Below are 22,223 nucleotides of genomic sequence, written 5' to 3'. Positions count from 1 at the left end.
CTCCAGCTCGGCCCCGACACCCCGATCATCGCCCTCGACGCCCGACGCCGGGACAGCGCCAAGAGCGCCCTGATCACCCTGGTCGAACACGCCCTCCTCGCCCGCCTCCGGTGAGGAGGGGCCCACTCCTCGCCCGCCTCCGGTGAGGAGGGGCCCACTCCTCGCCCGCCTCCGGTGAGGAGGGGCCCACTCCTCGCCAGGCTGCGCTGACCCGCCGGCCCCGCCCGGAGACGGCCGGGGCCCGCGGAACCGTCGTCGGTCCGCGGGCCCCGGGGTCCGGCCGGTCCCGGCTCAGCCCTGCGCGGGGTCCAGCCCGGCGTGGATGAGGCCGTAGGTGTAGGCGTCGTCGAGCGCCAGCCAGGAGGCCGCGATCACGTTGTCGGCGACCCCGACCGTGGACCAGGTGGCGCTGCCGTCGGTGGACTCGACCAGCACCCGGGTCTTGGAGCCGGTGCCGTGCTGACCCTCCAGGATGCGGACCTTGTAGTCGACCAGCTCCAGGCCGGCCAGCTGCGGGTAGATCGGCTCCAGGGCCGCCCGCAGCGCCTTGTCGAGGGCGTCCACCGGGCCGTTGCCCTCACCGGTGGCGACCTTGCGCTCGCCCTTGGCCCAGACCTTCACGGTGGCCTCGTTGCCCGCCGTGCCGTGCGGGCCCTGCTCGCTGATGGTCCGCCAGGACTCCAGCGCGAAGAACCGCTCCCGGCTGCCGCGCACCTCGTCGCGCAGCAGCAGCTCGAAGGAGGCGTCGGCCGCCTCGTAGGTGTAGCCGAGGTTCTCCTGCTCCTTGACCCTGGCGACCACCCGGCCGACCAGGTCGCGATCGGCGGACAGGTCGTAGCCGAGCTCCTTGCCCTTGAGCTCGATCGAGGCCCGGCCGGCCATGTCGGAGACCAGCATCCGCATGGTGTTGCCGACCCGCTCGGGGTCGATGTGCTGGTACAGGTCCGGGTCGACCTTGATCGCGGAGGCGTGCAGGCCGGCCTTGTGCGCGAACGCCGAGAATCCCACGTACGGCTGGTGCGTGGAGGGCGCCAGGTTGACCACCTCGGCGATGGCGTGCGAGATCCGGGTCATCTCCGCCAGCCGGCCCTCGGGCAGCACCCGGCGGTCGTACTTGAGCTCCAGTGCCCCGGCCACCGGGAAGAGGTTGGCGTTGCCGACCCGCTCGCCGTAGCCGTTGGCGGTGCACTGGACGTGGGTGGCGCCGGCGTCGACGGCGGCCAGCGTGTTGGCGACCGCGCAGCCGGTGTCGTCCTGGGCGTGGATGCCGAGCCGTGCCCCGATGCGGGCCAGCACCTCGGCCACCGTCTCCCGGACGCCCGCGGGCAGCATCCCGCCGTTGGTGTCGCACAGCACCACCACCTCGGCGCCGGCCTGGTGGGCGGTGCGCACCACCGCGAGGGCGTACTCGGGGTTGGCCCGGTACCCGTCGAAGAAGTGCTCGCAGTCGATGAAGACCCGGCGGCCCTGGGCGCGCAGGTACGTGACGCTGTCGCGGACCATCTCCAGGTTCTCGTCGAGGGTGGTGCGCAGGGCCAGCTCGACGTGCCGGTCGTGCGACTTGGCGACCAGGGTGACCACCGGGGCCCCGGAGTTGACCAGGGCGGCCAGCTGGGGGTCCTCGGCGGCCTTGCCGCCGGCCCGGCGGGTGGCGCCGAAGGCGACCAGCTGCGCGTGGTGCAGGTCGAGTTCGGCGGCGGCCCGGGCGAAGAACTCGGTGTCGCGGGGGTTAGCGCCCGGCCAGCCGCCCTCGATGAAGCCGACGCCGAAGTCGTCCAGGTGCCGGGCGATGGTCAGCTTGTCCGCGACGGTGAGGTTGATGCCCTCGCGCTGGGCGCCGTCGCGCAGCGTGGTGTCGAACAGGTGGAAGCTGTCGTTGGGTCGGCTGTTGCTGGCCTCGGTCATGGCCCTGGGTTCTCCGTTCGATGGAGTTACTGCTGTTGCCGGGTGGGAGTCCGGCTCCACTGTCCAGCATCCCGCGCGCACCCGGTGTCCCTCGGCCCCTCGTGGGGGCTCCGGCCGGTCCGGGCAAAACAAAAGACCCCTCGCGGGTGCGAGAGGTCTGCGCGCGGGTCTGGACGCTGGTGGTCGCTCCGCATTCGGGTACTGCGGGAGCGGTCACTGCGGACCGGCGCGCCTGCTGCTAATAATCAGCGAGAGCGAGGACACGCTTGCAGTCTGGCACACCGACCGCATCCCGGCCCCGGCGTCTCGCGATGCGAAACGCCTCAGGTCAGCCGGTCGGTCGCCAGCTCGAAACCGAACGGCACGGGGAGCGGTAGCGGCGTGCCGACCGGCACCGCGGTGGTGGTGGCGTAGTCCCCTCGGGCCGGGTCGCTGTGCAGCACGAGCCGGTTCGCCTGCCGGTCGACCAGCAGGTAGAGCGGGATGCCGGCGGCCGCGTAGCCGAGCCGCTTGGCCTCGCGGTCCTTGCCCGGCCGGCTGGAGGTCACCTCCAAGACCATCAGGACACCGTCCGGCTTGGACCAGGATTCCCGGCCCAGCATGGCGTCGGCCGCAGTGAAGGTGCCGTCCGGGATGTAGCGGCCGCTCGGCACGATCAGGCCCTTGCCGCCCGCGAAGTCGACGTCAGGGCAGTGCTCGAATACCTGCCGGACGATCCGGCCGATCGCGGTCTCGTGGTCCCCGTCCGGCGGTGGCGTCACGACGATCTCCCCCTCGATGAGCTCGGCCTTGAAACCCTCCGGGGTGTCCAGGGCCAGGAACGCGTCGAGGAGGTCTCCGTCCTGGTCGTTCCAGGTTTCGGCGAAGTCGTGCGTCAGCGCGCTCACAGCCCCTCCTTCAGGTCCGCACGGCTCAACGAGCGGGGCACTTCGAGGTTACCGAGCCGGGCGTCCCGGCGGTGCGGGACGCCCGGTGACGGGTCAGACGATCTTGTGCAGCCAGCCGTGGGTGTCCGGGGCCTGGCCGCCCTGGATGGCGAGCAGCGCCTTGCGCAGCTCCATGGTGACCGGGCCGGGCTCGCCCTTGCCCACGGTCCAGTCGGCGCGGGCGGACTTGACCGAACCGACCGGGGTGATCACGGCGGCGGTGCCGCAGGCGAAGACCTCGGTCAGGGTGCCGTCGGCGTTGGCCTGCTTCCACTCGTCGGTGGAGATCTTCCGCTCCTCGACCCCGTAGCCGAGGTCGGCGGCCAGCTGCAGCAGCGAGTCGCGGGTGATGCCGGGCAGCAGCGCGCCGGAGAGCTCGGGGGTGACGATCTTCGCGTCCTCGCCCTCGCCGAAGACGAAGTACAGGTTCATGCCGCCCATCTCCTCGATCCACCGGTGCTCGGCGGCGTCGAGCCAGACCACCTGGTCGCAGCCCTTGGCGGCGGCCTGGGCCTGGGCGACCAGGGAGGCGGCGTAGTTGCCCGCGCACTTGGCGGCGCCGGTGCCGCCGGGGGCGGCGCGCACGTACTCCTCGGAGAGCCAGACCGAGACCGGCTTGATGCCGCCGGGGAAGTAGGCGCCGGCCGGCGAGGCGATGATCATGAAGAGGTAGGAGTTGGCCGGGCGCACACCCAGGCCCACCTCGGTGGCGAACATGAACGGCCGCAGGTAGAGGCTCTGTTCGGCCTCGTTCGGCACCCAGTTCTGCTCCTGCTGGACCAGCAGCTCGACGGCCTCGACGAAGGTCTCGACCGGCAGCTCGGGCATCGCCAGCCGGCGGGCCGAATCCTGGAAGCGCTTGGCGTTGGCCTCCGGGCGGAAGGTGCTGATCGAGCCGTCGGCCTGGCGGTAGGCCTTCAGGCCCTCGAAGATCGCCTGGCCGTAGTGCAGGGTCATGTTGGCCGGGTCGATCTCCAGCGGCGCGTAGGGCGTCAGCTGGGCGTCGTGCCAGCCCAGGCCGTCGGTCCACCGGATGGTCACCATGTGGTCGGTGAAGACCCGCCCGAAACCGGGGTTGGCCAGCCGGGCCTCGCGCTCCGCGTCGGACAGCGGGTGCGCGGTGGGCTTGAGGTCGAACGTGATGGGCGCCTGGGTGGGCGTACTCATGGCTGTCTGTCCTTCACCGTGGGGTAGGGCTGGGCCGCCACCGCCGGTGATCGAACGCACGACGGCACGGCCCACTGTCGATACTCGCATCCAGAGGGCCGTGCCGAACAGCCGGAGGGCTGTCCCGTCGTGCTCCGGCGCCTCAGCCGGATACTCGGGCGGCGAGCGCGTCGCCGACCTGGGAGGTGGTACGGGCGCCGGAGCGCTCGGTCAGATCGGCCGCGACGGCGGCCTCGACCCGGGCGGCCTCGTCGGCGTACCCGAGGTGCTCCAGCAGCATGGCGACCGACAGCACGGTGGCGGTCGGGTCGGCCTTGCCCTGGCCGGCGATGTCCGGGGCCGAGCCGTGGACCGGCTCGAACATGGACGGGAAGGCGCCGGAGGGGTTGATGTTGCCGCTCGCCGCCAGGCCGATGCCGCCGGTGACGGCCGCGGCCAGGTCGGTCAGGATGTCGCCGAACAGGTTGTCGGTGACGATCACGTCGAACCGCTCGGGCTGGGTGACGAAGAAGATCGTCGCCGCGTCGACGTGCAGGTAGTCGGTGGTGACCTCGGGGAACTCCTGGCCGACCTGCTCGAAGATCCGGGTCCACAGGTGACCGGCGTGCACCAGCACGTTGTTCTTGTGGACCAGCGTGAGCTTCTTGCGCGGGCGGGCGGCGGCGCGGCGGTACGCGTCCCGGACCACCCGCTCGATGCCGAACGCGGTGTTCAGGCTGACCTCGGTGGCCACCTCGTGCTCGGTGCCGGTGCGCAGCGAGCCGCCGTTGCCGACGTACGGGCCCTCGGTGCCCTCGCGGACCACCACGAAGTCGATCTGCGGGTCGCCGGCCAGCGGGGACCTCACGCCGGGGAAGAGCTTGCCCGGGCGGAGGTTGATGTGGTGGTCGAAGGCGAACCGCAGCTTCAGCAGCAGGCCCCGCTCCAGCACGCCGGACGGCACGCTCGGGTCGCCGATCGCGCCGAGCAGGATCGCGTCCTGGCCCTTCAGCTCCGCCAGCACGCTGTCCGGCAGGGTCTCGCCGGTGCGGTGGTAGCGGCGGGCGCCGAGGTCGTACTCGGCGGTCTCCAGCTTGACGTCGGCGGGGAGGACGGCGCTGAGCACCTTGAGGCCCTCGGCGACCACTTCCTGGCCGATACCGTCACCGGGGATCACTGCGAGGCGAAGGGTGCGAGACATGCTCGTGACCCTACTCCCGCGTCCCATGGGCTGACATCCCGTGTCCGCCATTCGGACATTCCCGGCAGTGGGCGGTTGGTGCCGGCCGGCCGGGTGCGCCTACAGTGCGGCCTGGCGGAAGCGGTGGGCGAGCGGCGGAGGACAGACGGATGTGGCAGCTGATCCGGTTCGGGCTGGTCGGTGCCGTGAACACCGGCAGCTGCCTGGCGCTGTTCTGGCTGCTCCACCCGGCGCTGCCGTACCTGGCGGCGTTCAGCGTGGCGTACCTGCTCAGCATGGTCGGGTCGTTCTTCCTGAACACCTACTTCACCTACCGCACCCGGCCGACCTGGCGGAAGTTCCTGCTCTTCCCGCTGCCCAACCTGGCCAACTACCTGCTGCAGACGGCCGGCCTGTTCGCCCTGGTGCAGTGGTGCGGCCTGGACGAGCGGATCGCGCCCGCGGTGGTCGCCGCGGGCGCGATCCCGGTCAGTTTCCTGCTGACCCGGCTGGTGCTGACCGGCCGGGCCGCCGGATCACCGCAGGGAGACCAGCTGGGCCCGGCGCCCGTCCGGGTTGAGGTGGTGGACCAGTAGCAGCCGGGCGGTGTCACCGCCGGGGCCCTTGCGGACGTCCAGCACCGTGCCCGGGCCCGCCGGGGCGGCGATGGCGGCCGGTCCGTCGGCCGGGCTGCGGACGTCCAGCGCCGGGTGCAGCACGTCGATCGACAGGGTCGGCCGCTCCCCCTGCAGCCCGATCGAGGACAGCGCGTCGGCCGCGCTGGGCACCCCGCCGAGGGCGAAGCCGGTCCACAGCCCGTACCGGATCCGGGCCGCCGAGGCGCTCAGCCCCGGCAGCGCGGCCAGCCGGACCGGCAGCACCAGCGTGTCGCTGTCGAGCAGACCGGTGTCGCTGTCACCCCAGCGGGCGTTCAGCGGCTGGACGTCCAGCTCCCGGCCGGTCCTGGCGTCCACCGTGCGGGCCACCAGGACGTCGCTGCCGCGCAGCCGGTCGGCGCTGACCACCGCGTCGGTGCGGCCGTCACCGTCGGTGTCCAGCGAGGCCCGGACGCCGAACTGCGCCGCCGGGGTCGCGGCCGGCGCCCACAGCGCCGCCGCCAGGTACAGCGTGCCGTGGGCCAGCGGGTCACCGCCGACCGCCGGGGCGTCACTGGCCGCACCGGCCGCCCGCAGGTTCGCGGCCCGCTCGGACGGCGCGTCGACGCACAGCCCCGCGGCCGGGCAGTCGGGCCAGCGCTCGCCCTCGCCGCCCAGCTGGAAGGCGCTGACCAGGGCGCCGGCCGTGGACGGGGCACCGGTGCCGCCTAGCGCCAGCAGCGTGGAGCCCTGCCGGGCCGACTTCAGCTGCAGGCCCGCCGTCAGGTCGGAGGCCGCCCGCACCGCCGCGAACAGCGGCACCCGCAGCTCGGGCGCGTCACCGGACACCGGGGTCAGCAGCAGCCGGCCGGACAGCTCGCCGCGGTACCCGCGGGCCCGGCCGCCCTGCAGCGTGTCGATGGTCGGGTCGGGCTGCCGCTCGACCTGCCCGGGGACCCGCAGCGCGACCCGGACCCGGGCCGTGCCGCCCGCCGGGACGTCGACCCGGGCCGGGCTGGGCTCGAAGGAGGCGCCCGCGAGCCCGGTCGCGGCCAGGTACCCCGTGGTGTAGCTGACCGGGGTGTCGCCGAGGTTGCGGACCTCGACCTCGCGGACCGTCTCGGTCGGCCGCGAGACCGCGACCGGCCCGAAGGACAGCCCGACCGCGCCCGGCACGGCTCCCTCCCCCGCCGCGTACGCCACGGCCGGGGTCCGCACCGCCCGGTCCACCTGGACCCGGCCGGCGCCGGTCCGCTCCGGCCCGTACACCGGGCCGCCGTGGCCGTCCCCGAGCCAGGTGTCCCCGGCGGTGTTCATCAGGGCCGCCTTGACCTCCTCGACCGACCAGTCCGGGTGGGCGGCGCGCACCAGCGCCGCCAGGCCCGCGATGTGCGGGGTCGCCATCGAGGTCCCGTCCTCGCGGATGCCGGCCGTGCCGCTGCCCGCGCGGGCCGACCAGATGGTCTCGCCCGGGGCCGCCAGGTCGGGCTTGACCAGGCCGGGCAGACCGATCCCGCGGGAGGTGAACGAGGTCAGGGTGTCCACCCGCTGCGGCTGCTCCTGGGCGACCGAGCCGCGCAGGGCGTCGCCGTGCACCGCGAGCTGCACCCGCACCGGGCCCTCGGCCAGCGCCGAGGTGAGCCGCTCGCCGTCGGCCCGGGCCAGGATGGCCACCGGCACCCGGTCGTCGCCGGCCAGCTCGCCCAGGTGGTCCCCGTCGGCCGCGAACAGCGCGCCGAGGGCGCCCGCGTCGGCCGCGTGGTCGGCCCGGGCCGCCGAGCCGCAGGCCCGGTCCGCGTCCTTGGTCCGCCAGGTCAGCAGTGCCACCCGGCCCTTGAGCCGGGCCGCGTCCGCCGGGGTGAAGGCGGTGCAGCCGTCGCTCTGGTCGGCCGGCCGCGCGAGTTCGCCGCTCACGTCGGCGGTGGACCACTGCCGGTACTGGGCGCTCCAGTGGGCCGGGACCAGCCCAGCCAGCGCCGCCGGTGCCAGCACCCGGATGCCGTCGGCGTCGGTGTGCTGGTCGACCGAGGCGGCTACCGCGATCACCCGCGGGGCGATCCCGGGGCTGCCGCCGATCGCGTACACGTCGCCCTCGTTGCCGGCCGCGGCGACCACCACGGTGCCGAGCTCGGCGAGCCGGTCGGCGGCCAGCGCGTCGGCGTCGGCGGGGTCGCCGAAGGAGCTGCCGAGCGAGAGGTTGACCACGTCCAGCCGGTCGGACAGGTCGCCGTCGCCGTCGGGGTCGGCGGCCACGTCGAGGGCCTGCGCGAGCTGGTCGGTGGAGCCGGTGCAGCCGAACACCCGGATCGCGTACAGCTGCGCCTCGGGCGCTGCGCCCGGGCCGACCTTGAAGCCGGCCGGGTCCAGCCCGGGCCGGTACGGGCCGCGGTAGGTGCGGCCGTCCGCGGCGACGCCGTAGCCGGCCGCGGTGCCCGCCACATGGGTGCCGTGCCCGTTGAGCGCGCAGTCGATCGGGTTGGCGTCCGGGTGCGGCTCGGGCTGCGAGTGCTCGGCGGAGGGGTCGGGGTTGTAGTCGTCCCCGACCAGGTCCCGGCCGCCGGCCACCTTGTCGTTGGGGAACAGCGCGGCCGGGGCCGGCCTGGCGCCGTCGACGGCCTTGAACGCGGCCTCGGTGCCGGGGCCGCCGAAGTCGGCGTGGGTGTAGTCGATCCCGGAGTCGATCACGCCGATCCGCACCCCGCGCCCGGTGTTGCCCTCGCCCGCCGCCGGCGACCACACCTGCGGGGCGCCGGTGAGCGGCACCGAGTAGGAGTTGGCGCGCTGCTTGAGGGTGATCGGGTGGACCGCCCGGACGCCCGGCAGGGCGCCGAGCCGCGCCTGGGCGCCGGCGGGCGCCCGGACGGCCAGGCCGGTGAGCACCGTGGAGGTGCGGTAGATCGGGCGGGCGGCGGGCTCGGCCCGGTGCACCGCGGCCTCCAGGTCGGCGGCCGCGCGCAGGGCCCGGGCCCGCTGGTCGGCGCCGGCCCGGGCGGCGGCCGCGCGGACCGCCTCCGGGCTGCGCCTCGCCCGCCGGGCGTCGTCCGCGGCCCGGCGCCAGGCCGGGGCGGCCGGTTCGGTGTCGAGTTCGAGCAGGAAACCGGCGGGGGCGCCGGGGCGGGCGCTGCCCGCGGAGGTGTCGGGCCGCTCGGCCGCCGCCGCGCCGGCGGGCGCGACGGCGGTCAGCAGGGCGAGGGTCAGGCCGATCCGGGTGGCGACTGCCGCCCGGCGGTGGGCTGGTGGGGTGCGCACAGGTCCGTCTCCCCCGGCAGGGGTGGACTGATCTGCGTGCCGGTCAGCCGCGGTCCGCGCCGTGCGGAGGTCGATCACCCTTCCGGAGGCACCAAATTACGATCATCGAGTTGGCGTCGGCGAGCACTCTCCCCCGTTGGGGGACGGCTTGCACTCCTGTGGGTGACGGACCGTCAGGCGTTCGGCCCATTCCGCGACCTGCGGGCGGAGTCCGCGGGCCGCGCTCAGTAACCGTGGCCGGTGGCACCGCCGTTGTCACGGCGATCCAGGGCGCGCTGCAGGGCGGCCGCGGCGTGCGGGTCCGGCTCGGCGCGGCGACGGCGGCGCGGGGCGTGGACGGAGTGGACGGCGGGGGCGCTGGGGACGGTGCGACGGTCTGCGACGGGGGGCATACCGGTCTCCTCGGTTCTGGGCGCGCCCGAAGGCGCAGTGGGGAGGGTGGGGTACGCCGGCAAGGGTCGCCTGCCGAACTGCGTACGGGCACACACGGGCCACCGTCCCTGGCTTGCAGGGGTGGCTCACCGTATGGCTCTTTCACCGTACGACTCGACGGCGCCGATGTCTGCACGATTAGTTGGATTTCCTAGTATCTGAGACGGGGTTCACCCGGCCGCCGATGCGACGGCATGCGAACGGCCCTTCCGCCCGAAGGCGGAAGGGCCGCTCGAAGGCCTGGCTGCCGGTCTCAGCCGAGGTTGACCGCACGGGCGAAGCGGGCGCCGATCGCACCGGCGATCTCGGCCAGCACCTCCTGGGAGACCTCGCTGTCCACGGTGATCGAGGCGAGCGCCTCCGCGCCGTCCCGGGCCACCTGCATGCCGGCGATGTTGATCCCGGCGTCGCCGAGGATCCGGCCGAGGGTGCCGACCACGCCGGGGCGGTCCTCGTACTTGAAGAACGCCATGTGGTCGGTGAGGGCCACGTCCACGTCGAAGGCGTCCACCCCGACGATCTTCTGCTGCTGCTTCGGGCCGGCCAGCGTGCCGGAGATGGCGACCTCGCCGCCGTCGGCCAGGGTGCCGCGCACCGTGATCACGTTGCGGTGCTCGGGGCTCTCGCTGGAGGTGGTCAGCCGGACCTCGACGCCGCGCTCCTGGGCGAACAGCGGGGCGTTGACGTAGGACACCGTCTCGGCCACCACGTCCTCGAACACGCCCTTGAGGGCGGAGAGTTCGAGCACCTTGACGTCGTGCTGGGTGATCTCGCCGCGGACCTCGACATCGAGCCGGACGGCGACCTCGCCGGCCAGCGCGGTGAAGATCCGGCCGAGCTTCTCGGCCAGCGGCAGACCCGGCTTGACGTCCTCGGCGATCACGCCGCCCTGGACGTTGACCGCGTCCGGCACCAGCTCGCCGGCCAGCGCCAGGCGGACCGAGCGGGCGACCGCGATACCGGCCTTCTCCTGCGCCTCGTCGGTGGAGGCGCCCAGGTGCGGGGTGGCGACCACGTTGTCGAAGGCGAACAGCGGGGAGTCGGTGCACGGCTCCTTGGCGTAGACGTCCAGGCCCGCGCCGGCCACCCGGCCGTCGCGCAGCGCGCTGGCGAGCGCGGCCTCGTCCACGATGCCGCCGCGGGCGGCGTTGACGATCCGCACCGAGGGCTTCACCTTGTGCAGCGCCTCGTCGCCGATCAGGCCGATCGTCTCGGGGGTCTTGGGGAGGTGCACGGTGATGAAGTCGGAGACCTCCAGCAGCTCCTCCAGGGAGAGCAGCTTGACGCCCATCTGGGCCGCGCGGGCGGCCTGGATGTAGGGGTCGTAGGCGACGATCTTCATCCCGAACGCGGACATCCGCTGGGCGACCAGCACGCCGATCCGGCCGAGGCCGACCACGCCGAGGACCTTCTCGCTCAGCTCGACGCCGGTGTACTTGTTGCGCTTCCACTCGCCCTGCTTGAGCGCGGCGTTGGCCGGCGCGATGTTGCGGGCGACCGAGATCAGCAGGCCGCAGGCGAGCTCGGCGGCGGTGACGATGTTGGAGGTCGGCGCGTTCACGACCATCACGCCGGCCTTGGTGGAGGCCGACACGTCCACGTTGTCCAGGCCCACCCCGGCCCGGGCGACGACCTTGAGCTTCTTGGCCGCGGCCAGCGCCTCGGCGTCCACCTTGGTGGCGCTGCGGATCAGGATCGCGTCCACGTCCGCGATGGCGGTCAGCAGCTCGGTGCGGTCCGCACCGTTGCAGTGGCGGATCTCGAAATCCGGACCCAGGGCGTCGACCGTGGCGGGGGACAGCTCTTCGGCGATCAGAACTACGGATTTGCTGCTCACGACAGTGTCCTTAACTGTCCGGTTCTCCCCGGCACGTAGGTGGCGTGGCGAACGGGGGGAAGGTGGCATGCCGCGTAGGTAGACGCACGACGCTGTGGGCCTGACGCGCACTCGGAAGTGTATCGACGGGCTGGGGCGGCGGCTGCTCCCGTCCGGCGAAATCACCCGGACGGGAGCAGCCTGGTTGTACAAGGCAGTTGGACCGCCCGAACGGGTTACGCCTCGGCGTCGACCCAGCTCATCAGCTTGCGGAGCTTCTTGCCGGTGGTCTCCAGCAGGTGCTCGGAGTCGGCGTTCTTGTACTCGTTGTACTTGGGCAGGCCCGCCTTGTACTCGGCGATCCAGGTGTTGGCGAAGGTGCCGTCCTGGATCTCGGCGAGGACCTTCTTCATCTCGGCCTTGGTGTCGGCGGTGATGATGCGCGGGCCGGTGACGTAGTCGCCCCACTCGGCGGTCTCGGAGACCGACCAGCGCATCTTCTCCAGACCCCCCTCGTACATCAGGTCGACGATCAGCTTGAGCTCGTGCAGGCACTCGAAGTAGGCGATCTCCGGCTGGTAGCCGGCCTCCACCAGGGTCTCGAAGCCGGCCTTGACCAGCGCGGCGGTGCCGCCGCACAGCACGGCCTGCTCGCCGAACAGGTCGGTCTCGGTCTCCTCGGTGAAGGTGGTCTTGATGACACCGGCCTTGGTGCCGCCGATGCCCTTGGCGTACGACAGGGCCAGATCAAACGCCTTGCCGGTGGAGTCCTGCTCGACCGCCACGATGCACGGGACGCCGCGGCCCTCCTCGTACTGGCGGCGGACCAGGTGGCCCGGGCCCTTGGGGGCGACCATGCAGACGTCGACGCTCTCCGGCGGGGTGATGAAGCCGAAGCGGATGTTCAGGCCGTGGCCGAAGAACAGGGCGTCGCCCGCCTTCAGGTTCGGCTCGATCGACTCGGTGTAGACATCGGCCTGGATCGGGTCCGGCACCAGGATCATGATGACGTCGGCCTCGGCCGCGGCGGTGGCGGGGTCGGTGACGCGCAGGCCCGCCTCCTCGGCCTTGGCGCGGGACTTCGAGCCCTCCAGGAGGCCGACCCGGACGTCCACGCCCGAGTCACGCAGCGACAGCGCGTGGGCGTGGCCCTGGCTGCCGTAGCCGATGACCGCGACCTTGCGGCCCTGGATGATGGACAGGTCGGCGTCGTCTTCGTAGAACAGCTCGGCCACGGGGGCACATCTCCTTGCGTGGTGGTGGTGCCGGTGCGTACCTACCGTACGTGGACCCGGCGGTGGGGTGGGGCGTTGCTTCAGGGGGTGAGACGGGAGGGGATCAGGCGCTGCGGTCCAGGGCCCGCAGCGAGCGGTCGGTGATCGACCGGGCGCCGCGTCCGATGGCCACCAGACCGGACTGGACCAGCTCCTTGATGCCGTACGGCTCCAGCATCTTGAGCATCGCCTCCAGCTTGTCGGAGCTGCCGGTGGCCTCGATGGTGACGGCGTCCGGCGAGACGTCGACCGTCTTGGCGCGGAACAGCTGGACGATCTCGACGATCTGCGAGCGGCTCTCCGCGTCGGCCCGGACCTTGACCAGGACCAGCTCGCGCTGGACCGCCTGGCTCTGGTCGAGTTCGACGATCTTTATCACGTTGACCAGCTTGTTCAGCTGCTTGGTGACCTGCTCCAGCGGCAGGTCCTCCACGTTGACCACGATGGTCATCCGGGAGATGTCCGGGTGCTCGGTCGGGCCGACCGCGAGCGAGTCGATGTTGAAGCCCCGACGGGAGAACAGCGAGGCGATGCGGGCGAGCACGCCGGGCTTGTTCTCGACCAGGACGGAGAGGGTGTGCTTGGACATGGCGGTCATGGTCTCTCTATCGGGTGGTCGGGGCCGTCAGTCGAGGTCGTCGCCGAAGTCCGGGCGCAGGTCCCGGGCGGCGAGGATCTCGTCGTTGCTGGTGCCGGCGGCGACCATCGGCCAGACCATGGCGTCCTGGTGGACGATGAAGTCGATGACCACCGGGCGGTCGTTGATCTCCATCGCCTGCTTGATCACCGCGTCCAGGTCCTCCGGGCGCTCACAGCGCAGGCCGACGCAGCCCATCGCCTCGGAGAGCATCACGAAGTCCGGGATCCGGGTGCCCTGGGCCGGGGCGGCGATGCCGTCGTGCTCGGGGCCGGCGTGCAGCACGGTGTTGGAGTAGCGCTGGTTGTAGAACAGGGTCTGCCACTGGCGGACCATCCCGAGCGAGCCGTTGTTGATGACGGCCACCTTGATCGGGATGTTGTTCAGGGCGCAGGTGACCAGTTCCTGATTGGTCATCTGGAAGCATCCGTCACCGTCGATCGCCCAGACCTCGGTGTCCGGCTTGCCGGCCTTGGCGCCCATCGCGGCCGGCACCGCGTAGCCCATGGTGCCCGCGCCGCCGGAGTTCAGCCAGGTGGCCGGCTTCTCGTAGCTGATGAACTGCGAGGCCCACATCTGGTGCTGGCCGACGCCCGCCGCGTAGATGGCGTCCGAGCCGACCAGCTGGCCGATCCGCTCGATCACCTGCTGCGGCGACAGGCCGCCCTCGGGGGCGGGCTCGTAGCCGAGCGGGTAGGTGGCCTTCCACTGGTTGAGCTTGACCCACCAGTCCGCGTAGTCGCCCTTGTGCCCGGCGTCGAACTCGGCCTGCACGGCGACGATCAGATCGGCGATCACCTCGCGGGCGTCACCGACGATCGGCACGTCGGCCGGCCGGTTCTTGCCGATCTCGGCCGGGTCGATGTCGGCGTGCACGACCTTGGCGAACGGGGCGAAGCTGTCCAGCTTGCCGGTGACCCGGTCGTCGAACCGGGCGCCGAGGGTGAACAGCAGGTCCGACTTCTGCAGCGCGGTGACGGCCGGGACCGAGCCGTGCATGCCGGGCATGCCCAGGTGCTGGGGGTGGCTGTCGGGGAAGACGCCGAGCGCCATCAGGGTGGTGACCACCGGGGCGCCGGTCAGCTCGGCCAGGATCCGCAGCTCGGCGCTGGCGTTGGCCTTGAGCACGCCGCCGCCGACGTACAGCACCGGCTTCTTCGCGTTGACCAGCATCCGCGCCGCCTCGCGGATCTGCTTGGCGTGCGGCTTGGTGACCGGCCGGTAGCCGGGCAGCGAGGTCTCCACCGGCCAGCGGAAGACGGTGGTCGCCTGCAGCGCGTCCTTGGCGATGTCGACCAGGACCGGGCCGGGGCGGCCGGTACCGGCGATGTGGAAGGCCTCCGCGATCACCCGGGGGATCTCGGCCGGGTCGGTGACCAGGAAGTTGTGCTTGGTGATCGGCATCGTGATGCCGCAGATGTCCGCCTCCTGGAAGGCGTCGGTGCCGATCGCCTTGGAGGCGACCTGGCCGGTGATCGCCACGATCGGCACCGAGTCCATGTAGGCGTCGGCGATCGGGGTGACCAGGTTGGTGGCGCCGGGGCCCGAGGTCGCCATGCAGACGCCGACCCGGCCGGTGGCCTGCGCGTAGCCGGTGGCGGCGTGGCCGGCCCCCTGCTCGTGCCGGACCAGGATGTGGCGGACCTTGGTGGAGTCCATCAACGGGTCGTACGCCGGGAGGATCGCCCCGCCCGGGATGCCGAAGACCGTGTCCGCGCCCACGGCCTCGAGGGAGCGGATGAGCGACTGGGCGCCGGTCATGGTCTCGGTGGTCTGGGGACCCGGAGCGTGGGCTGCCGGGGTGTCCCCGCGGCGGGGGGATGCGGCGTGCTCAGTCATCTGCCTGTCTCTTCTCGGGTTCTGCCGGCCCCGGCAGTTGAGGGTCCTGCCGTCCGGGGGCCGATCTCCGGCTCTGCCCCAATCGTCCCGTTTTAGGACGCTCAGGGCCAGGGGTATCGCGGGGGTGGAACAGGTTCAGTGCAACAAAAAACCCCTCGTGCCCAGGGCATGCGAGGGGTGGCGCGTCGGTCTGTCACGAGGCAGGCACAACGGCCCGCTCAGCCGACGCGCCCGCCAAGTACGAGAATTCGGGTGCGCATGGCACCGACCTTCCTCCCGAGCCCCGGTGAGTGTCAAGCTGGTGGGACGGACGTCTCGCCATGCGGACCGCCGGACGGACCCCCCACGGCATGGCGTTGTGGCAGGTCGAGGGGGGCGTGGTGGTGCCCGGAGCGGCCCGCCGCGGGCTCCGCGCAGCCACCCGGACGGGTCTGGTCCGCCAGGTGCGGGCGGCGCCCGGCCAGCGCGCCGACCGGACGCGGCAGCGGGTAGACCCGGCGCACCAGCGCGCGGGCCAGCCGGGGCTCGTCCAGCGGCTGGGCGAAGGCCAGCCCCTGGGCCCGTCGGCAGCCCAGCTCCTGCAGCACGGCGACCTGGCGGGGGTGGTCGACCCCCTCGGCCGCCGTCACCATACCGAGGTCGCGGCCCAGGCGCAGCGCGTTCCCGGCCAGCGCCCGGGTGAGCGCGGAGTCGGCGAGGTCCTGGACCAGGCTGCGGTCCAGCTTCAGCACGTCGAACGGCAACCGGGCGAGGGTGCCGAGCGAGCCGCCGCCGGCCCCGAAGCCGCCGACCGCGGTGCAGACGCCGAGCCGGCGCAGCGCGGCCAGCCGGCGGCCCAGCTCGTCCGCTCCGTGGTCGGCCCCGGTCTTGGCCAGCTCCAGCATCAGCTGGCCCGGGGGCAGCCCGCTGTCGCGCAGGGCGGAGGCCACCGCCTCGTACATGCCGGGGGCGCACAGCCGGTCCTCGGTCAGCCGGACCGAGACCGGTACGTCGGGGGTGGTGGGGTCGGCGCGGCGGCGGGCGGCCGCCCGGATCGCCTCCTGGAGCATCCAGCGGGCGAACCTGGTCGCGGCGTCGCCCTGCTCGGCGGTGCGCAGGAACTCCGCCGGGGTGAGCAGCAGGCCCTGCGCGGAGCGCCAGCGGGCCTGCGCCTCGACGCCGGCCACCTGGCCGCTGGCGAGGTCGACCACCGGCTGGTGCAGCAGGGTGAAGCCGCCCTCGCGGACCGCCACCCGCAGCCGCTCCGCCAGCTCGGTGCGGCGCTCCAGCTCGGCCCGCATCGCGGGGGTGTAGAGCACCACCCGGCCCTTGCCCTCGGACTTGGCCCGGTACATCGCCAGGTCGGCGTTGCGCATCAGCTCGTCGGTGGCGGCCCGCGGGTCGGCGCCGGGGGTGAGGTCGCGCGGGGCGAAGGCGATGCCGATGCTGGCCGCCACCCCCAGTTCGGCGCCGCCGATCCAGTACGGCTCGGAGAGCGCGGTGCGCAGCCGCTCGGCCAGCTCGTGCACCTGGACGGGAGCGAGCCGCCCGCACACCAGGGCGGCGAACTCGTCGCCGCCGAACCGGGCCACGGTGTCCCCGGAGCGGACCGCGCCCTGCAGCCGGCGGGCGGCCTGCACCAGCAGCTCGTCGCCGACCTGGTGGCCGGCGGTGTCGTTGACCGCCTTGAAGCCGTCGAGGTCGAGGAAGAGCACCGCGACGCCGGTGCCGTCGCCGCCGCGGGGGGCCGGGGCGCCCTCGGCCTGGCCGAGGCCGAGCGCGGCGCGCACCCGCTGGGCGAACAGCGCCCGGTTGGGCAGGTCGGTGAGCGGGTCGTGGAAGGCGTTGTGCTGGAGCTGGGCCTGCAGCCGGACCCGCTCGGAGACGTCCCGGCTGTTGAGGATCAGCCCGTCCCGGTGGCGGTTGACGGTGGACTCCACGTGCAGCCACTCGCCGTCGCCGGAGCGGATCCGGCACTCCACCCGGGCCGACGGCTCCGCGCCGCCCTCCCGGCGGTTCGGGAACCGGCCGCGGGCCAGGATCCGGCCCACCTCCCAGATCACCCGGTCGACGTCGTCGGGGTGGACCAGGTCGAGCAGGTTGCCGCCGACCAGTTCCTCGGGGTCGCGGCTGTAGACCCGCAGCGACGCCGGGCTGACGTAGGAGAGCACCCCGTCCGCCCCGGCGATCATGATGACGTCGCTGGAGCCCTGCACCAGCGAGCGGAAGTGCGACTCCTTCTGCGCCAGCTCCTGCGCCAGCGAGAGGTTGTCCAGCAGCATCACGCCCTGGCGCAGGATCAGCGCGATCCCGACCGTGCTGGCCGCGGCGAGCACCTCGCGGTCCACGAAGTGGCCGACCAGGGCGTTGTAGAGGATCCCGGCGGTGCAGACCGCGGCGGCCGCGTAGGGGGTGAGCGCGGAGAAGGTGCTGGCCACCCGGCGGCGCGGCGATCCGCCGGCCGAGGGGTGCTCCCGGCTGGCCAGGCCGCGCGGCTGCGACCAGGGCGCCCGGGCCAGCAGCACGCTGCCGGCGAACCAGCCCGCGTCCAGCAGTTCGCCGGAGCGGTACGAGCTGCGCAGGCCGGGTGCGGTGAACAGGGCGTCGCAGACCACGGTGAGGGCGAGCGCGACCATCGCGGTGTGCACGGCCGCCCGGTTGCCGTCGCGGCTGCGGAAGCGCAGTCCGACCACCAGGCTGACCAGCAGGATGTCCAGCACCGGGTAGCCGAGGCCGAGCGCCAGCTTGACCGGGTCGCCGCCGTCGCCGCTGGCCACCCGGCCGAGCGCCAGGCTCCAGCTGAGGGTGAACAGCGAGCCGCCGACCAGCCAGCCGTCCAGCAGCAGGCAGAGCCAGCCGGCCGCGGTGCGCGGGCGCTGGGCCAGCACCAGCAGGCCGGTGATGGCGAGCGGGGCGAAGAGCAGGAAGGCGAAGTCGGCCACCGAGTCGGCCGGGACCTCGGTGCGCAGCACCACCTCGTACCAGCCCCAGGTGCCGTTGCCGACCGCCACCATCGCGGAGGACAGCCCGAACAGCAGCCAGGCGGGCCGGGCCGGGCCGGCCACCGCGCAGCCGTGGGCGAGGCAGGAGAGGGAGGCCGCCAGGGCGGCGCCGGCCAGTCCGAAGTCGCCCATGAACAGGGCCACCGAGGGGGATCCCCAGCCGACCGCGGCACCCGCCGTGTACCCGAGGCACAGCAGCACCAGCAGGGCGCCGGGAAGGCCCGCGGTCCGGGTGCCGTCGGCGAGCGCCCGGCGCAGCCGGGCGGCGCGCGGGGTGGTCCGGGGGGCGGGCAGCACCGCATCGGTGGAGTTCAATCGACATCTCCCCCTCCGACACCGGGACCGTCTCGGCCCGGGCCTCGGCTGTGCGGCGCTCCGCGGTGCCGTACCGGTGTTCCCGATCGGGACCCTACACCACTTTCGTCACTCAACGACACGCACACTCAACTTAGAGTAATGGTGCGCCGGGGTGGCCTGGGGGCATTGGTCCGGGATCGCCCGATCGGCAGGGGCGTACGCCCCCGGCGCGCGAGCCCTCGGCGGCTGCGCGCCAGCGGTCGGCGGCCGCGCTCGCCGACGGTCGGCGGCCGCGCGGGTCAGCGCTCGGCGGGGACCTGGCCGGCGTCCGGGAACAGCCGCCAGCGGTGGGCCAGTGCGGCCGCCTCGCCGCGGCCGGCCACCTCCAGCTTGGCCAGGATGTTGGAGACGTGGACGCTGGCGGTCTTGGGCGAGATGTACAGCTCCTCGGCGATCCGCCGGTTGGTCAGGCCGAGCGCGAGCAGCCGCAGCACGTCCCGTTCGCGCGGGGTCAGCCCGAGCGCCTCGACGGCGGCCGGGGCGCCCTGCGGCGCGGCCGGCCCGGGCCCGCCGGTGTCCGCCCGCCCGGTGTCCGCCCGGACTGCGGGCGGCACCGGCAGGCCGGCCCGCTCGGCCAGCAGGGCGGCCTCCCGCTCCAGGTACCGGTCACCGCGGCCGCGGGCCAACGGCTGGGCCTCGCAGAGCAGTTCGGCGGCGGCCCGGCGGTCCCCGTCCGCGGCCGCCCGGCCGGCGGCCCGTACCAGCGCCTGCCCCAGCGGGTGCGGCCGGCCGGCGACCCGCAGCGGGGCGATGGCCTCGGCCCAGTGTCCGGCGGTGTCCGCGCCGTGGGCGCGGGCCAGCTCGGCGTCCAGCAGCCGGGCCCAGCCCTGGTGCAGCGGCACCTGCGGCCGGTAGCCCTCGGCCGCGGCGGCGATCCGCGCCAGCACCCCGTCCCGCCCCGGGCCGGCGGCGGGCAGTCCGCGCGCGTCCGCCTCCACGGCCGCGGCGCGGACCAGCAGCGGGAGCAGCAGCAGCGTCTGCTGTCCGGCCGGCTCGCGGTCCAGCACCTCGAGGATCTGCTCGCGCGCGGCCAGCGGACTGCCCCAGCGGGCGGCGATCTCGATGCTCACCAGGACGGTCGGCAGGACGTGCTGGGGCTGCTCGTGCCGGCCCGCCGCGACGGCCTGGGCGAGCGCCGCCTCGGCCGCGGCCCGGTCGTCGGCCAGCAGGGCGAGCTCGGCCCGCAGCCGGCTGAGGAAGGCGTGGTGGGAGTCCCTGGACGGGTCCTCGGCCCAGGCGTCGAGCACCCCGGCGGCCTCCGCCAGCCGTCCGAGGGCGATCAGTGCCTCGGCCAGGTTGCCGGTGAGGATCGCCCCGGTGTTGCCGAGCAGCCCGGTGGAGCCGGCCGCCTCCAGCCCCTCGCGGGCGGTGCGTTCCGCCTCCTCGGCCCGGCCCAGCTGGACCAGCAGGCTGGCCAGGTTGTTGAGCCCCCGGCAGGTCAGGTCGGGCACGCCGAGCGCCCGGGCCTGCTCCACCGCGGCGGCCAGCTCCGCCAGGCCCTGGTCCGGGTCGTCGAAGTCGGCGAGCAGGCTGCCCAGCGTCATCCTGGCGTGCGCCTCGACGCTGCCCGCGCCGACCTCCCGCGCGATCCGCACGGCCCGTTCGGCGGTGGCCAGGTGCTCGTGGGTCGGCCGGCGCAGCATCGCGTGCGCCGCCTCCAGGGCGAGCACCTCGGCCTGCACGGCGGACGGTCCGAGGTCGGCCACCAGCCGGTGCGCGTAGGCGAGTTCGGCGCTGCCGCCGGGCCGGTCGAGGTGGCCCAGCATCCGGGCCCGCTGCATCCGGAACCAGGCGGCCCGCATCGGGTCGCGCTGCTCGTCGACCAGTCTGACCCCGCGCTTGGCGAGGCTGAGTCCGCGTTCGCGCTCCCCGCTGCGACGGGCCGCGACCACCGCCTCGGCCAGCACGTCGACCTGCCGGAGCCGGTCGCACGAGGTGTCGTGCCGGCCCGCGTCGCAGGAGCAGGGCGGATAGGTCTCGGCCCAGTCGTAGGGGCGCAGGGTGTGCTCCAGGACGTCCTCGGAGACCTCCTCCCACAGCTCCAGGGCGCGTTCCAGCATCCGCAACTGTTCGGCGAAGGCGTTGCGGCGGCGGGCGGCGCGGGCCGCCTCCAGGGCGGCCGGCAGCGCGCGGGCCGGATGGTGCGCGTGGTACCAGTAGTTGGCCAGCCGGGCGGGCCGGACCTCGTCCCCCACCAGGGCGGGATCCTGCTCCAGGGCGTCGGCGAAGCGGCGGTTGATCAGGTGCCGCTCGCCGGGCAGCAGGTCGTCCGAGACCGCCTCGCGGACCAGCGCGTGCCGGAAGCGGTAGCCCTCGCCGTCGGTGTCGGGACGCAGGATGTTGGCGCCGACCGCGGTGCGCAGCGCCTCGATCAGCGGCTCCTCGCCCTCGTCCAGGACGGCGGCCAGCAGTCCGTGCTCGACGCAGGAGCCGCCCTCGGCGGCGAACTTGACCACCTGCTGGGTCTCGTCGCTCAGTGCCTCCACCCGGACCAGCAGGATGTCCCGCAGCGACTCGGTCAGCCCGGCCGGACAGCCCTGCCGGTGGGCGGTGGCGAGCTCCTCGACGAAGAACGGGTTGCCCTCGGAGCGGCGGTGGATCCGGTCCACCAGCGCGCGGTCCGGCGCCTCGGTGCCCAGGATGCCGGCCAGCTGCGCGGCCACCTCGACCTGGCCGAAGCGGTCGAGTTCGAGCCGCTGGACGGTGCGCAGCCGGTCGAGTTCGGCCAGGAAGGGGCGCAGCGGGTGGCGCCGGTGCAGGTCGTCGCTGCGGTAGGTGGTGACGATCAGGACCCGGGAGCGGTGCAGGGTGCGGATCAGGTAGGCGAGCAGTTCGCGGGTGGAGCGGTCGGACCAGTGCAGGTCCTCGACGGCGAGCACCAGGGTGCGGTCGGCGGCGAGCCGCTCGAACAGCCGGGCGGTGTGCTCGAACAGCCGGGCCCGGCCGAACTCGTCGTTCGGTTCGCCGTCCGCCTCGCCGAAGTCCGGCAGCAGCCGGGCCAGATGGCCCTCCATGCCGGCCGCGGCCCGTTCCAGTTCGGGCCCCAGCTGGCGGTACAGGCGGCGCAGCGCGGTGGCCAGCGGCGCGTACGGCAGGCCCTCGGCGCCGATCTCCAGACAGCCGCCCAGCACGGTGACCGCGCCGGCGGCGGCCGCGCTGTCGAGGAACTCCTCCACCAGCCGGGTCTTGCCGACCCCGGCCTCTCCCCCGATCAGCACGGTCTGCGGATCCCCGGCCTCGGCGCGGCGCAGGGCCGCCGCGAGGAGGTCGGTCTCCGTACTGCGCCCGACGAAGACCGGGCTGACCGATATCTGCTCCATGGCGGCGAGCATGCCACAGGCCCGTATCGCGGGCCGAGGCGTTATCCGGGCGCCGGACGGCCCGAAGGGGAGCACGCCGGTGGCGTGCTCCCCTTCCGTCCCGGCTCGGGCACCCGGGATGTGCCGCTCTGTCAGCATTCGCCGAGTCGTGCCGGGCGGGCGGTGGCCGACCGGCCGGTAGCGGCGGCGGCGCGGCGTCCGCTCCGGGCGAACCGCGCCCGCAGGCCGGTGCGGCCGCCGGTGTGCTCCCCGGCCTCGCGGGCGGTCCGGGCCTCGTGCACCAGGCGGGCGCGCTCGGCCTCCTGCTCGAGCTGGTGCTGGCGCTGGCGGATGATCTCGTACTCGTACACGGTGGTGGTCCCCCTGTTCGGGACGCTTCCCGGTCCCTGTGGCCGGTCCGTCGTCCTGCATCCAGGATTCCGTCCCAGGCGGGGGTGCGGCATCGGCAGCATGCCTCATCTTCGGGGGAACGACCGCCTTAGGCGCCTGCCTTTCGAAGCCGAAAGGCCCGCCCGCACCCCGGGAGTCCGGGGTGCGGGCGGGCCTTGAGGACTAAGGAGGCCTA

Annotated in this window: 14 protein-coding genes and 1 pseudogene; 2 read left to right on the top strand and 13 right to left on the bottom strand. The window is 73.8% G+C overall.

What is annotated here, in order from left to right:
- A pseudogene (locus tag AB0D08_RS23205) lies at positions 1 to 114 on the top strand (ATP-binding protein); the annotation flags it as partial.
- A 177-nt stretch (positions 115 to 291) separates the two neighbouring features.
- On the opposite strand, the gene cimA reads toward AB0D08_RS23205, so the two are convergent.
- From cimA to AB0D08_RS23185, 4 genes are all read right to left on the bottom strand, one after another.
- Entirely contained in the window at positions 292 to 1,905 is a 1,614-nt protein-coding gene (cimA, locus tag AB0D08_RS23200) for a citramalate synthase (protein ID WP_359891223.1), read from the bottom strand.
- A gap of 323 nt (positions 1,906 to 2,228) precedes the next feature.
- Positions 2,229 to 2,792: a Uma2 family endonuclease gene (locus AB0D08_RS23195; RefSeq protein ID WP_033821438.1), complete on the bottom strand. Its 564-nt coding sequence runs from the start codon at positions 2,790 to 2,792 to the stop codon at positions 2,229 to 2,231.
- Positions 2,793 to 2,885: 93 nt separating this feature from the next.
- The gene (locus AB0D08_RS23190; RefSeq protein ID WP_033821439.1) at positions 2,886 to 3,998 is read right to left on the bottom strand and encodes a branched-chain amino acid aminotransferase; all 1,113 of its coding nucleotides are present in this window, start codon (positions 3,996 to 3,998) and stop codon (positions 2,886 to 2,888) included.
- A gap of 142 nt (positions 3,999 to 4,140) precedes the next feature.
- Positions 4,141 to 5,178, bottom strand: a complete 1,038-nt coding sequence (locus AB0D08_RS23185; protein ID WP_033821440.1) for a 3-isopropylmalate dehydrogenase — start codon at positions 5,176 to 5,178, stop codon at positions 4,141 to 4,143.
- A 149-nt stretch (positions 5,179 to 5,327) separates the two neighbouring features.
- Between AB0D08_RS23185 and AB0D08_RS23180 the strand changes: the two genes are divergently transcribed.
- The gene (locus AB0D08_RS23180; RefSeq protein WP_033821441.1) at positions 5,328 to 5,753 is read left to right on the top strand and encodes a GtrA family protein; all 426 of its coding nucleotides are present in this window, start codon (positions 5,328 to 5,330) and stop codon (positions 5,751 to 5,753) included.
- Here the strand turns inward: AB0D08_RS23180 and AB0D08_RS23175 are convergent.
- From AB0D08_RS23175 to AB0D08_RS23135, 9 genes are all read right to left on the bottom strand, one after another.
- Positions 5,694 to 9,002: a S8 family serine peptidase gene (locus tag AB0D08_RS23175; RefSeq protein ID WP_359891219.1), complete on the bottom strand. Its 3,309-nt coding sequence runs from the start codon at positions 9,000 to 9,002 to the stop codon at positions 5,694 to 5,696. The genes AB0D08_RS23180 and AB0D08_RS23175 overlap by 60 nt on opposite strands.
- Positions 9,003 to 9,226: 224 nt before the next feature.
- Positions 9,227 to 9,394: a hypothetical protein gene (locus AB0D08_RS23170; RefSeq protein ID WP_199520345.1), complete on the bottom strand. Its 168-nt coding sequence runs from the start codon at positions 9,392 to 9,394 to the stop codon at positions 9,227 to 9,229.
- Between the two features lie 293 nt (positions 9,395 to 9,687).
- Positions 9,688 to 11,271 (bottom strand): phosphoglycerate dehydrogenase, encoded by a 1,584-nt coding sequence (gene serA / locus AB0D08_RS23165; protein ID WP_033821080.1) that lies wholly within the window; start codon positions 11,269 to 11,271, stop codon positions 9,688 to 9,690.
- A 215-nt stretch (positions 11,272 to 11,486) separates the two neighbouring features.
- Entirely contained in the window at positions 11,487 to 12,485 is a 999-nt protein-coding gene (gene ilvC, locus AB0D08_RS23160; protein ID WP_033821079.1) for a ketol-acid reductoisomerase, read from the bottom strand.
- Between the two features lie 103 nt (positions 12,486 to 12,588).
- Complete coding sequence (gene ilvN, locus AB0D08_RS23155) at positions 12,589 to 13,113, bottom strand: acetolactate synthase small subunit (RefSeq protein ID WP_033821081.1); 525 nt, start codon at positions 13,111 to 13,113, stop codon at positions 12,589 to 12,591.
- Positions 13,114 to 13,149: 36 nt separating this feature from the next.
- Entirely contained in the window at positions 13,150 to 15,000 is a 1,851-nt protein-coding gene (locus tag AB0D08_RS23150; protein WP_359891216.1) for an acetolactate synthase large subunit, read from the bottom strand.
- Positions 15,001 to 15,293: 293 nt separating this feature from the next.
- Positions 15,294 to 18,239 (bottom strand): EAL domain-containing protein, encoded by a 2,946-nt coding sequence (locus AB0D08_RS23145; protein ID WP_359891229.1) that lies wholly within the window; start codon positions 18,237 to 18,239, stop codon positions 15,294 to 15,296.
- Positions 18,240 to 18,577: 338 nt separating this feature from the next.
- The gene (locus AB0D08_RS23140) at positions 18,578 to 21,658 is read right to left on the bottom strand and encodes an AAA family ATPase (RefSeq protein WP_359891213.1); all 3,081 of its coding nucleotides are present in this window, start codon (positions 21,656 to 21,658) and stop codon (positions 18,578 to 18,580) included.
- Between the two features lie 131 nt (positions 21,659 to 21,789).
- A complete protein-coding gene (locus tag AB0D08_RS23135; protein WP_033820079.1) occupies positions 21,790 to 22,008 on the bottom strand; it encodes a hypothetical protein in 219 nt (72 codons plus the stop codon).
- Positions 22,009 to 22,223: the final 215 nt, after the last annotated feature.

The sequence above is a fragment of the Kitasatospora sp. NPDC048540 genome (genome assembly GCF_040651175.1).
Classification (GTDB): domain Bacteria; phylum Actinomycetota; class Actinomycetes; order Streptomycetales; family Streptomycetaceae; genus Kitasatospora.
Note: the sequence above shows the minus strand (reverse complement) of the source record. Positions and strands in the feature narration are given on the sequence as shown.